The organism is Vibrio sp. 1069 (assembly GCF_033340555.1).
The window spans coordinates 50,391-62,661 of sequence record NZ_JAWOWP010000006.1 but is presented as its reverse complement, the minus strand read 5'-3'; the positions used below and the strand labels follow the sequence as shown (position 1 = coordinate 62,661).

At 45.6% G+C, this 12,271-nt stretch carries 11 protein-coding genes; 2 read left to right on the top strand and 9 right to left on the bottom strand.

The window, feature by feature from the left end:
• Positions 1 to 9 precede the first annotated feature (9 nt).
• The 3 genes from holA to leuS all read right to left on the bottom strand — a co-directional run bounded on the left by holA (position 10) and on the right by leuS (position 4,300).
• Entirely contained in the window at positions 10 to 1,029 is a 1,020-nt protein-coding gene (gene holA / locus R7040_RS11795; RefSeq protein WP_005384123.1) for a DNA polymerase III subunit delta, read from the bottom strand.
• Positions 1,030 to 1,034: 5 nt separating this feature from the next.
• Positions 1,035 to 1,574 (bottom strand): LPS assembly lipoprotein LptE, encoded by a 540-nt coding sequence (lptE, locus tag R7040_RS11790; protein ID WP_005384122.1) that lies wholly within the window; start codon positions 1,572 to 1,574, stop codon positions 1,035 to 1,037.
• 152 nt (positions 1,575 to 1,726) lie between these two features.
• On the bottom strand, positions 1,727 to 4,300 hold the full coding sequence (leuS, locus tag R7040_RS11785) for a leucine--tRNA ligase (RefSeq protein ID WP_318081418.1): 2,574 nt from the start codon (positions 4,298 to 4,300) through the stop codon (positions 1,727 to 1,729).
• Positions 4,301 to 4,453: 153 nt separating this feature from the next.
• Here leuS and R7040_RS11780 point away from each other — a divergent pair, with 153 nt between their 5' ends.
• On the top strand, positions 4,454 to 4,924 hold the full coding sequence (locus tag R7040_RS11780) for a zinc ribbon-containing protein (RefSeq protein WP_005373024.1): 471 nt from the start codon (positions 4,454 to 4,456) through the stop codon (positions 4,922 to 4,924).
• Between the two features lie 84 nt (positions 4,925 to 5,008).
• Here the strand turns inward: R7040_RS11780 and lnt are convergent, their stop codons facing one another.
• The 5 genes from lnt to miaB all read right to left on the bottom strand — a co-directional run bounded on the left by lnt (position 5,009) and on the right by miaB (position 10,627).
• Positions 5,009 to 6,526 (bottom strand): apolipoprotein N-acyltransferase, encoded by a 1,518-nt coding sequence (gene lnt, locus R7040_RS11775; protein ID WP_005384119.1) that lies wholly within the window; start codon positions 6,524 to 6,526, stop codon positions 5,009 to 5,011.
• A gap of 33 nt (positions 6,527 to 6,559) precedes the next feature.
• Positions 6,560 to 7,459: a CNNM family magnesium/cobalt transport protein CorC gene (gene corC, locus R7040_RS11770; RefSeq protein WP_005384118.1), complete on the bottom strand. Its 900-nt coding sequence runs from the start codon at positions 7,457 to 7,459 to the stop codon at positions 6,560 to 6,562.
• Between the two features lie 105 nt (positions 7,460 to 7,564).
• Entirely contained in the window at positions 7,565 to 8,029 is a 465-nt protein-coding gene (ybeY, locus tag R7040_RS11765) for an rRNA maturation RNase YbeY (RefSeq protein WP_005373030.1), read from the bottom strand.
• A 2-nt stretch (positions 8,030 to 8,031) separates the two neighbouring features.
• A complete protein-coding gene (locus R7040_RS11760) occupies positions 8,032 to 9,129 on the bottom strand; it encodes a PhoH family protein (RefSeq protein ID WP_005373033.1) in 1,098 nt (365 codons plus the stop codon).
• Between the two features lie 73 nt (positions 9,130 to 9,202).
• Positions 9,203 to 10,627, bottom strand: coding sequence for a tRNA (N6-isopentenyl adenosine(37)-C2)-methylthiotransferase MiaB (gene miaB / locus R7040_RS11755; RefSeq protein ID WP_005373038.1), 1,425 nt, complete (start codon positions 10,625 to 10,627; stop codon positions 9,203 to 9,205).
• 257 nt (positions 10,628 to 10,884) lie between these two features.
• Between miaB and R7040_RS11750 the strand changes: the two genes are divergently transcribed.
• On the top strand, positions 10,885 to 12,063 hold the full coding sequence (locus R7040_RS11750; RefSeq protein WP_213967784.1) for a 2-octaprenyl-3-methyl-6-methoxy-1,4-benzoquinol hydroxylase: 1,179 nt from the start codon (positions 10,885 to 10,887) through the stop codon (positions 12,061 to 12,063).
• A 13-nt stretch (positions 12,064 to 12,076) separates the two neighbouring features.
• Here R7040_RS11750 and R7040_RS11745 read toward each other — a convergent pair.
• On the bottom strand, positions 12,077 to 12,271 hold a 195-nt coding region (locus tag R7040_RS11745; protein WP_206949545.1), incomplete at its 5' end, for a hypothetical protein.

Genomic DNA, 12,271 nt, shown 5'->3' with positions numbered 1-12,271 from the left:
CTTTGATTTTTAAATTGCCAGCTTAATATCAGGAGAGCAGGTTTCTAAGCTCAACTGATGAATAGTTGGCCATACAGACTCGTCATACTGAGTTTTGGCTTTTATCTCGGCTTGAGCCAACAAGGAGAGCAATGCACAAATACGACTCGCTGATAAGCGGGTCAGTGCTGCGTTATAGAGTGGACGCTTGTTTTGCCAAACTCGATATTTCTCAAATACCTGGTTCATTCCCATTTGAGTTAAGTCTTGATGCATATTTAAAAGTTGGCTCAACTCTTTTTGTACACTTCGAATCAAGATCACGGTCTCAACCCCTTCCGCCTCAAGTTGGCGAAGAATACGTTGTGCACGGTTTGCTTTACCTGCCAGTAAGGCGTCGATCCAGTTAAAGGTAGTGAAGTGATTATGGCGACTTAGGGCTTCCTCTAAACGTATGATGGTCAGCTCACCATCCGGATAGAGTAGGGCCAATTTCTCTAAGCTTTGTGTCAATGCAAATAGGTTACCTTCATGCCATTGAGCCAACATTTGCAGTGATTGCTGATCGGGTTTTAGTCCCAACGTGCGGCAACGTGTCTGAATGAACATAGGTAGGCGTTGAAGGTCTGGCGACAAGCAGCTTACCCAATCGCCTTTTGAGCTTAATGCTTTGAACCATTTCGCATTTTCTTGGGCTTTGGTCAGTTTGCTACCAACAATGACGAGCATGATGTCATCATGAAGCATATCACACAGTGTTTGCAGCTCTTTGCTGACGGCGGTTGTTACGCCACTTTCAGGAATTTCAAGCTCAATCAATTGACGGTTTGAAAACAGGCTCATCGCTTGGAAACAGTCGTAAACTTGGTTCCAGTCGATGCTAGCATCCACCGCAAAACGGTGTTTTTCCTCAAAACCTTGCTGAAACGCTGCCTTTTGGATTGCTTGGCGGCTTTCTTGAATCAGTAACGGCTCATTACCAAAGATTAAGTAAACCTGTTTAACTTGTTTAGTTAAATGATCCGTTAGCTTATCGGCATAAATTCGCATAGTGACTAAGAGTTTTTGTTCGCTGGCTCAGAGATTTGTCCTGCTTCATATTCGGCACGAATACGGCCCAACTGGCGCATCATCTGTTTTGCAGCTTGCAAGCGCATCTCGTCTTCAATTACGTCACGCTCAACAGATTTTGCAAGTGCGGTCAACGGGTTGTCTAGGTAGTTGCGGTTTACTGTTGTCGTAAAGTTTTTAGAACCATAGCCAGGAATTGTCACACGGTATTTTACTACGTATGTCAGCTCTTTTTCTGCTGCACGGCTATTTTGATAAAGCGATAGTGTACGCTCATCGATTGTCGCTTCCGTCAAATGAAGGTTGGGTACCGTCGATGATGGTTGAACAAGTTCAACTTTGTTCAGTTCGAGTTGAGAGCGAACATAGCGAGTTAATTCACTGTATTCATCGTAGCTGGAGAAAGACATAGTGTGCAGCTCTTCCGGTACGGAATACTCGCCGCGAAGGTGAAAACCACAGGCAGAAAGAAGCCCCGCTAATACCAATACCACTGGTAGTTTAATCAAAGAGAAAAAGCGCATTGATTGTATTCATCCTAAATTGAAGGGGTTATTTACCTTAAACCACTCATGTGAATGGTTTGAGGTAAATAAACAGGGTAGAAAACTACCCTGTTTAATGACTCTTGGTTAACAAATAAGTTCGCTAAACAGAGACAAATTGACAGCTGCGATTAGTTTGCAACGATGTTCAGCAGTTTACCTGGAACGTAAATAACTTTACGAATAGTCAGGCCATCAGTGAACTTAACCACGTTTTCGTCGTTTAGACCAAGCTGTTCGATATCGTCTTTAGAGATATCAGCTGGGACTGTTAGCTTCGCACGTAGCTTACCGTTAACTTGAACAACGATAGTTTTTTCGTCTTCAACTAGCGCTTTTTCGTCAAACGTCGGCCATGCCGCGTTATCAATGTCTGTTTCACCTAGTGCTGCCCATAGCTCGTATGAGATATGCGGAGTGATAGGGTAAAGCATGACAACAATAGCTCTCAGTGCTTCGTCAAGGATTGCACGATCTTGCGCAGATTCTTGAGGCGCTTTCGCTAGTTTGTTCATCAGCTCCATGATCGCTGCGATCGCGGTGTTGAATGTTTGACGACGAGCGATATCGTCCGTCACTTTCGCGATAGTCTTGTGAACGTCGCGGCGAAGTGCTTTTTGATCACCAGAAAGCGCTGAGGTATCTACTGCTTCTGCTGCACCTTTCGCTGTGTGCTCTTTCACTAGTTTCCAAACACGTTTTAGGAAGCGGTTCGCACCTTCTACGCCAGACTCTTGCCATTCAAGTGTCATGTCCGCTGGAGACGCGAACATCATGAATAGACGTACTGTGTCAGCGCCGTACTTGTCTACCATTTCTTGAGGGTCGATACCGTTGTTCTTAGACTTAGACATCTTGATCATGCCTGAGTGCGTTACATCACGACCTTCAGTGTCTTTAGCAGAAGTAATGCGGCCTTTACCATCACGTTCAACGGCTACGTCTGTTGGAGCTACCCACTCTTTGCCGCCTTTCTCGTTCTCGAAGTAGAACGCATCAGCCAGTACCATGCCTTGACACAGTAGTTGCTTGAACGGTTCGTCAGAAGTTACGTAACCCGCATCGCGCAGTAGTTTGTGGAAGAAGCGTGAGTACAGTAGGTGCATACAAGCGTGCTCGATACCACCGATGTATTGATCTACTGGTAGCCAGTAGTTTGCTTTTTCTGGGTCTAGGATGTCGTCCGCTTGTGGTGAACAGTAACGCGCGTAGTACCAAGAAGATTCCATGAACGTATCGAACGTATCTGTCTCACGTAGAGCAGGTTCGCCGTTAAAGGTTGTCTTCGCCCACTCTTTGTCTGCTTTGATTGGGCTGGTTACGCCGTCCATTACCACGTCTTCTGGAAGAATCACTGGTAGTTGGTCAGCAGGTACTGGGTGAACTTCACCGTCTTCAGTCGTTACCATTGGGATTGGTGCGCCCCAGTAACGTTGACGAGATACACCCCAGTCGCGTAGACGGAAGTTTACAGTCTTAGTGCCTTTGCCTTCTGCTTCTAGCTTCGCTGCAATTGCATCGAACGCCGCTTGGAATTCGAGGCCGTCGAATTCACCTGAATCGAACAGTACGCCTTTCTCTGTGTATGCTGCTTCAGAGATGTCTAGCTCGCTGCCATCAGCAGGCTTGATAACAGGCACGATGTCTAGACCGTACTTCGTTGCGAACTCGTAGTCACGTTGGTCGTGCGCAGGTACAGCCATTACCGCGCCTGTACCGTAGTCCATCAGTACGAAGTTTGCTACGTATACTGGTACTTCGCGGCCGTTCAATGGATGAATAGCAGTAAGGCCAGTTGCCATACCTTTCTTCTCCATTGTCGCTAGCTCAGCTTCTGCAACCTTGTTGTTCTTACATTCGTCGATAAACGCTGCAAGCTCTGGATTGTTCTCTGCTGCAAGAGCTGCAAGAGGGTGGCCGGCTGCGATACCCACGTAAGTCACACCCATTAGCGTATCTGGACGTGTTGTGTAAACTTCTAGGTTTTGTTGACCCTTAACTTCAAACTTCAGTTCAACACCTTCAGAACGACCAATCCAGTTGCGCTGCATGGTTTTCACCATTTCAGGCCAACCTTCAAGCTTGTCTAAGTCGTCTAGTAGCTCTTGAGCGTACTCAGTGATTTTGATGAACCATTGAGGGATTTCTTTTTGCTCTACAGGCGTATCACAACGCCAGCAACAACCGTCTTCAACCTGCTCGTTTGCAAGAACAGTTTGGTCGTTAGGACACCAGTTAACAGAAGAAGTCTTTTTGTAAACTAAACCTTTCTCGTAAAGTTTAGTGAAGAACTCTTGTTCCCAGCGGTAGTACTCCGGTGTACATGTTGCGAATTCACGGTTCCAATCGTAACCAAAGCCTAGAAGCTTAAGTTGGTTCTTCATGTATTCGATGTTTTCGTAAGTCCAAGGTGCTGGCGCAGTTTTGTTTTTTACTGCTGCGTTTTCTGCAGGTAGACCGAATGCGTCCCAACCGATTGGTTGCATCACGTTTTTGCCTTGTAGGCGTTGGAAACGAGATACTACATCACCGATAGTGTAGTTGCGCACGTGACCCATGTGCAGTCGACCACTTGGGTATGGGAACATGGACAGACAGTAGAATTTTTCTTTATTTGGGTCTTCACTTACAACAAAGGTTTTGTTGTCATCCCAGTGCTTTTGAACTTTTTGTTCAATATCTTGTGGGTTGTATTGTTCTTGCATCGATGGTATCCGTTATCTTGGAATTTGTGAGTTCGGTTAGAACAGACTTAAATAGATCGTCATAGAATACCTAAAGCTAGGGATCACAACAATAGCCAATCTGTACCCATGCGCCCTTAAGTGACGCAGGTAGGAGAAAGATGGAGGTCAGTTATGCCTAAACGTAAAACAGGTTATGAGGAAATGCTCGAGGATGTGATTGAAACCTTGAAGCACAGTCCGGAAGAAGTTAACAAAGCGATTGAGACGTCGGGCAAAGTGGTGGATGCTGCTAATGACTTGACCAAAGATGAATTGGCTTTAATCAAAGCGTACCTTAAAGCAGACTTAAAAGAGTTTTCAGAGAGTTACGAGGATAGCAAAAGCGGCCCGTTTTACTTAACGATTGCGGACTCGATATGGCAAGGGCTGTTAGAGATTACTGACCGAACTAAAGTTGAGTGGGTTGAGTTGTTCGATGACTTAGAGCATCAAGGGCTATATGAAGCAGGAGAGGTGATAGGCTTAGGCACTTTAGTCTGTGATGAGTGTGGTCACAAGACAACGTATAACCACCCAACTGTAATCATTCCGTGTATTAAATGTGGTCACAAAGGCTTTACTCGTCAGTCATTAAAGCCATAAATGGCGCGTAACGACAGTATAATGCTATGAATAAAAAAGAGGCTTAGTCGCCTCTTTTTTGTCTTTTCTACTTTCAAGCTGTTATCAGCTCTGTTTTCTTCTTAAACCGAAAGCCAGAGCTAAACTTAACCCTACCCAAATATACAATGGCCAAGTACCAACGATTCGATATGGCGTTTTCCCATCGGTTGGGGTGAGCTCTGCGCGCAGTACTGCAGTTTCAAACTGCGGTACTTGCTCAACGATTTTACCTTTGTGATCGGTTACCGCTGTTAATCCGTTGTTAGTCGAGCGGATGAGCGGTTTACCTAACTCTAAGGCACGCATACGGGCGATCTCCATATGCTGAAGAGGGCCGATAGAGTGACCAAACCATGCATCGTTTGAAAGCGTTAGAATGAAGTCTGTTTCGTCAGTCACATTTTGACGCACTTGCTCATTAAAGATGATCTCATAGCAAAGCGCTGGTGCCATGTGCATGCCATTCGCAACGATGTTTGGCTGCACAAAAGCCCCACGGCTAAACGATGACATCGGTAGGTTAAAGAATGGCGCTAATGGGCGCAAAATATCTTCAAATGGTACAAACTCACCAAACGGTAGTAGGTGATGCTTATGGTAACGTTCGCTTAAATCGAAGCTGTAGTCACCGTATGGTGTGATGCCGAGGGACAGAATACTGTTGTAGAACTGTCGATCTTCAGCTTGGTTGACGACACCGGTGATGATTGCGCTGTTATTCATTTTTGCAGCGCTGTCGATATTGCTCAAAAATGAAGGCACTTCAATTTCAAAAGCGGGAATTGCTGCTTCTGGCCAAACGATAATGTCAGCATCCCAGTTTTCACGAGTTAAGTCAGCGTACTTCATGATGGTTGGCCAGCGTTGACTTGGTAGCCACTTTAGGTTTTGGTCTACGTTACCTTGAATTAGTGCGAGCTTAGTCGTGTCTTCTGGTCGGGGTGTTACCCAATCGTAGTTGCGAATCCCAAAGCCAGTACTGAGTAGTACCGCAGGGATAATCACCATCAGCCACTGCTTATGAATCCATGCATAGGCTAACGCCCCTGCGCTGATAAGGATAAATAGAGTAAGCAGTTCTACGCCGCCAATTGGTGCAAAGCTTGCGAGTGGAGCATCTATCTGGCTATAGCCTAGCCATAACCAAGGGAAGCCGGTCATCACCCAACCACGCAACCAATCACTGATCAGCCATAAAGCAGGTGCAGCGAGAAGTGCTTTTGTGAGCGTAAATTGAGGAAACAGCTTGTTGTTGAGCCAAGCAAATAAGCCTGAATAAACAGCCAAGTAGGCAACAAGTAAGCCCATTAAAAATAAATTGGCAATGAGCGGCATACCGCCAAAACCGGAGATACTGACGTAAACCCAGCTAACGCCAGTTGCAAATTGACCTAACCCCCAAGCATAACCAATCCATAGTGCGCGTTTCGGAGTTTGGTTAGCAAGAAGAATCAGTAGAATTGCAGGGCTAAGAATGGCAATAGGCCACAGCTGGTAAGGAGCGAAAGCGAGTGTAGTAGAGGCGCCAACAAAAGCGGCCACTAAGGGCCGCTTAAGGCGATGAAAGAGTTCATTCATCATTGTAATTTTCTGAGATTCCCAATGGGTATCGCGTTACTCTTGAGTGGCTTCAACCAGGGTTTCTTCGTCTGGGATCGTCACTTGGAGTTGAATGACACGACGGTTATCGGCAGCGGTGACTTTGAAGTTGTAGCCTTCAATTTCAACCAGTTCACCACGAGAAGGTAAGTGACCAAAGGCAGTCATGACCATACCACCAACGGTATCAACTTCCTCATCGCTGAAGTTGGTTCCGAATGTCTCATTAAACTCTTCGATGGTTGTCAGCGCTCTGACAGCAAACGTATGCTTGCTCAGCTTACGAATGTCCGTCTCTTCACTTTCATCGAATTCATCTTCAATATCCCCGACGATTTCCTCAAGGATATCTTCAATGGTCACAAGACCAGAAACACCACCGAATTCATCGACAACAATGGCCATATGATAACGTTCTTCACGGAATTCTTTCAGCAGTCGATCAACGCGTTTACTTTCCGGTACCACAACCGCTGGTCGAATGACTTCTTCGATATCAAATGGATTACTGCCTGAGCCTAAGTATTTAAGTAAGTCCTTCGCTAGAAGTATGCCTTCCACATGGTCTTTATCTTCGCTGATCACAGGGTAGCGAGAGTGTTGAGCATCGGTAATCAAAGCAACCAAGGTATCAAGGTCGTGAGTACGCTCAACTGTAACCATTTGCGAACGCGGGATCATAATGTCACGCACACGCATTTCGGAGATTTCCATAACACCTTCGAGCATATCGCGAGTGTCATGGTCAATCAGGTCGTTAACTTCAGAGTCGCGGATAACATCCACAAGCTCTTGGCGATCTTTTGGTTCGCCCTGAAATAGTTGACCTAGACGTTCAAAGAAGGACTTTCTACTCGGACCTTCTGCCTTTTCTTTCTTATCTTCGTTAGAAGAGGGAGAATTATCTTCGTTCATTGTTTCTCAATTAAGTAACGCTATCAGAAGTGTGATAGCACACATAGAGAGGCGAACACGAGAGTCATTTAGGTGGTTCGCCTTTCCCTGTCGAGTGGCCAATAGCTACTCTTTTTCAGCAATGTAAGGATCTTCATAACCCATACCTTGCATGATTTCGGTTTCGAGGGACTCCATCTCTTCGGCTTCGTCATCCTCTATATGATCATAACCTAGCAGATGCAAGCTGCCATGTACAACCATATGCGCCCAATGTGCTAGCAGAGGCTTGCTCTGTTCAACCGCCTCTTTTTCAACAACTTGGCGGCAAATAATCAAATCACCAAGTAAATCTATTTCCATACCAGGAGGTGCTTCAAATGGAAACGACAACACATTAGTTGGTTTATCTTTGCCGCGATACTCATGATTGAGCGTATGACTTTCTTGTTCATCAACAATACGAATGGTGACTTCGGCTTGTGGCTGGAAGAGAGGAATTGTCTTATCTAGCCACAATTGGAAATCTTGCTGCGAAGGCAGACCTTCTTCATTTTCGACTGCCAGTTGCAGATCAAGTTCAATCGCCATGATTATTCCTTAGTTGAAGCAACTTGTGCATTCAGTTCGGCTTTTGCTGCTTCTAGTAACTTCGCATCGCGTTCTTCACGACGGCGTTTCTCGAACTCTTTACGCTCTTTCTGGTCTTGTGCTTCCCACTTCTCGTACGCGTTAACGATACGAGCAACCACAGGGTGACGTACAACGTCGTCGGCTAAGAAGAAGTTAAAGCTGATGTCGTCAACTTCGCTTAGTACTTCAATAGCATGACGAAGACCCGATTTCGCACCACGAGGTAAGTCAATCTGCGTGACATCACCAGTGATAACCGCGCGAGAGTTAAAACCAATACGCGTTAGGAACATCTTCATCTGTTCAACTGTGGTGTTCTGACTCTCATCAAGAATGATAAAGGCGTCGTTTAGAGTACGACCACGCATGTAAGCAAGAGGGGCAACCTCAATCACGTTACGTTCAATCAGCTTCTCTACGCGCTCAAAGCCCAGCATTTCAAATAGGGCGTCGTATAGCGGACGTAGGTATGGGTCGACTTTCTGGCTTAAATCACCAGGTAGGAAGCCCAATTTCTCACCAGCTTCAACCGCTGGACGAGTAAGTAGAATACGGCGGATCTCTTGGCGCTCTAGTGCGTCAACAGCTGCTGCTACAGCAAGGTAGGTTTTACCTGTACCAGCCGGGCCAATACCAAAAGAAATATCATGCGTGACCATGTTAACCAAGTACTGCGCTTGGTTTGGCGTACGTGGTTTGATCACACCTTTCTTGGTTTTGACGAAGACTTCTTTACCATGCTCGATATTAGACTCAGTATTCTGCTCAAGAACACCAGACTCTTTGATCGCTAGATGGATTTGCTCAGGCTCAATATCTGGGATCTCACCTCGTACAGGTGCGGTATCAACATATAGAGTTTTCAGGATATCCAGCGCAGCTGATGCGGTATGAGGTTTACCGACAATCGTAAAGTGGTCACTACGGTGGTTAATTTCAACGCCTAGACGACGTTCTAAATGCTTGATGTTGTCATCGAATGGACCGCACAGGCTAGCTAGTCGGCGGTTGTCTGAAGGTTCTAGGTTAATTTCTAGAGTTACGATTTTATTGCTCAATGTTGCCTCTCATTTTTTGCCACTTAGTGAGAGCCTGATAACGACCAGGCTCTCTATGGCTATTTATACGAGCTTACGGCGTAAAAGTAGCTACACCCAGCTCATCTTCGCGACGTGTTTTCGCCATCATCTGCGTTGGGGAAATCACACTACGAAGATCCATGTCTTTTTCAGTACGTACTAGCTCACCACGCAGTGAGTTTGCAAATACGTCTACGATCTTCACATCAACGAACTGACCAATTAGGTCTGCACTACCTTCAAAGTTTACTACACGGTTGTTTTCTGTACGAGCGCGTAGTTCCATTAGGTTTTTCTTCGAAGGACCTTCAACTAGAACACGTTGTTCTGTGCCAAGCATTAAGCGAGAGTAACGCATCGCTTGAGCATTGATAGTTTGCTGTAGTTCGTAAAGGCGCTCTTTCTTCACTTGTTCTGACACATCACAAGGGTAATCCGCTGCTGGCGTACCTGGACGTGGAGAGAAAATAAAGCTGAAGCTCATGTCAAAGTCTACATCTTTGATTAGCTTCATGGTGTCTTGGAAGTCTTTGTCTGTCTCACCAGGGAAACCAACAATAAAGTCTGAACTGATTTGAATATCAGGACGAGCTTTACGCAGTTTACGGATGATCGATTTGTATTCGATAGCGGTGTGAGGGCGTTTCATCATCGTTAGGATACGGTCACTACCACTTTGCACAGGTAAGTGCAGGAAGCTCACAAGTTCTGGCGTATCTTCGTATACTGCGATGATGTCGTCTGTGAATTCTAACGGGTGGCTCGTCGTGAAACGAATACGGTCGATACCATCGATAGACGCAACCAAACGAAGCAGTTCTGCAAATGAACAGATCTCACCATCGTGCATAGGACCACGGTACGCGTTTACGTTTTGACCCAGAAGGTTTACTTCACGTACGCCTTGTTCAGCAAGTTGGGCGATTTCGAACAGTACGTCATCCATTGGACGGCTTACTTCTTCACCACGAGTGTACGGTACGACACAGTAAGTACAGTACTTAGAGCAGCCTTCCATAATAGAAACGAATGCTGTCGCACCTTCAGCGCGAGGTTCAGGTAGGCGGTCGAACTTTTCGATCTCTGGGAACGAAATGTCCATAACTGGTGCATCATCGGACTGAGATTGTTTGATCATCTCAGGTAGGCGGTGCAAAGTTTGTGGGCCAAAAATAACGTCAACGTATGGTGCACGCTCACGAATATGGTCACCTTCTTGCGTTGCTACACAACCACCTACACCGATAACTACGCCAGGTTTTTTATCTTTTAGTGTTTTCCAGCGGCCTAACTGGTGGAAAACTTTCTCTTGCGCTTTTTCACGGATCGAACAGGTGTTAAGTAGAAGTACGTCTGCTTCCTCTGGCTCTTCCGTCAGCTCGTAGCCGTTTGCAGCATTAAGCAGGTCGGCCATTTTTGATGAATCGTATTCGTTCATCTGGCAGCCCCAGGTTTTAATTAGCAGTTTCTTACTCATCTCACTTTCGCTCGTTCAGTTGTACTTAAATCGGAGAGCTATTGCTCAAATTATAGCCGCCATCACGGCGGTAAGCGGCGTATTGTACTGCTTTAAAAAGCACCTGACTAGTGATCTAGCTAATTCTCTGCAAAGCCTGATGAAATCTAGTTTTTCGCCCTATGCAGAACAAGGTTTTTTGTTAAACAATTTTGTAAAAATAGCCATGGAAAGTACAATAAAAAACGCCAATTAATCAGCACGATGAAGAGTGAAAAATGAACAAGTATGACATCGCCGTGATCGGTGGCGGTATGGTCGGGGCAGCCGTCGCTGTTGGGTTTGCCAAGCAGGGCAGAAGCGTTGTCTTGGTTGAAGGTACAAAACCTAAAGTTTTTGATGCCGCTCAGGCGATGGATATTCGTGTATCTGCAATCTCGCACCAGTCGGTGGAGTTACTTGATTCACTCGGAGCATGGTCAGAGATCAAGAGCATGCGAGTTTGTCCTTATCGGCGGTTAGAAACTTGGGAGCACCCAGAGTGCCGTACTCGTTTTCACTCTGATGAATTGTCATTGGATCAGCTAGGTTACATCGTTGAAAATCGCCTAATCCAATTAGGTCTTTGGCAAGTCTTCTCTAAGTATGAAAATCTAACCGTGATGTGTCCTGAGCGATTAAAAGCCATTGAGTTTGCAGATGTAAATCTTGTGACACTAGAAAGTGGGGCGCAGTTTGAAGCTAACTGGGTGATTGGTGCTGATGGTGCAAACTCTAAAGTTCGTCAATTGTCTGGAATTGGTGTAACTGCGTGGGATTACCGACAACACTGCATGTTGATTAACGTGAAAACAGAATTGCCTCAGCAAGATATTACTTGGCAACAATTTACACCTTCAGGCCCACGTTCATTTTTACCTCTGTGCTCTTTGAGTAACGACGATGGTCAAATAGTAGGCCAAGGTTCTTTGGTTTGGTATGACTCGCCTAAACGTATTAAACAACTGTGTGCGATGGGTAAACCTCAACTAAGGGAAGAAATCTTACGTCATTTCCCTGCAGAATTAGGCGATATTGAAGTTTTACAGTTTGGCTCATTCCCACTCACTCGTCGTCATGCGCAAAGCTACTCAAGCAAAAATTGCGTATTAGTGGGTGACTCTGCCCATACGATCAACCCGCTTGCAGGGCAAGGGGTAAACTTAGGCTTCAAAGATGTAGACGTTCTCCTTTCGGTAACAGAACAACAAGAAAAGCTGGAAGATACCTTACTCGCGAAATACGAACGCGCACGTCGACCTGACAACTTACTCATGCAGACGGGCATGGACTTTTTCTATAAAGGTTTTAGCAACGATCTAGGGCCATTGAAGTTCGTACGTAATTCTGCATTGAAGCTTGCTGAAAACTCAGGGCCAATTAAGGCTCAAGTACTGAAATACGCGTTAGGTATGTAGTAAGCTACTCAAATCACAGATAGAAAAAAAGCGAGCCATGAGCTCGCTTTTTTAATTCGGCAAATCTAATGATTTCCCGAGTCCAGAACCAAAAAAAGAAAAAACCCAGCAAAGTCATGCTGGGTTTTCCGATAATGGTGCGGAAGGAGAGACTTGAACTCTCACACCTTGCGGCGCCAGAACCTAAATCTGGTGCGTCTACCAATTC

What these genes read in the sequence shown, in the direction of transcription:
- miaB (WP_005373038.1), bottom strand. Translation starts at nt 10,627, where the DNA reads ATGAGTAAGAAACTGCTAATTAAAACCTGGGGCTGCCAGATGAACGAA.
- R7040_RS11750 (WP_213967784.1), top strand. Translation starts at nt 10,885, where the DNA reads ATGAACAAGTATGACATCGCCGTGATCGGTGGCGGTATGGTCGGGGCA.
- holA (WP_005384123.1), bottom strand. Translation starts at nt 1,029, where the DNA reads ATGCGAATTTATGCCGATAAGCTAACGGATCATTTAACTAAACAAGTT.
- ybeY (WP_005373030.1), bottom strand. Translation starts at nt 8,029, where the DNA reads ATGGCGATTGAACTTGATCTGCAACTGGCAGTCGAAAATGAAGAAGGT.
- lptE (WP_005384122.1), bottom strand. Translation starts at nt 1,574, where the DNA reads ATGCGCTTTTTCTCTTTGATTAAACTACCAGTGGTATTGGTATTAGCG.
- leuS (WP_318081418.1), bottom strand. Translation starts at nt 4,300, where the DNA reads ATGCAAGAACAATACAACCCACAAGATATTGAACAAAAAGTTCAAAAG.
- lnt (WP_005384119.1), bottom strand. Translation starts at nt 6,526, where the DNA reads ATGATGAATGAACTCTTTCATCGCCTTAAGCGGCCCTTAGTGGCCGCT.
- R7040_RS11780 (WP_005373024.1), top strand. Translation starts at nt 4,454, where the DNA reads ATGCCTAAACGTAAAACAGGTTATGAGGAAATGCTCGAGGATGTGATT.
- corC (WP_005384118.1), bottom strand. Translation starts at nt 7,459, where the DNA reads ATGAACGAAGATAATTCTCCCTCTTCTAACGAAGATAAGAAAGAAAAG.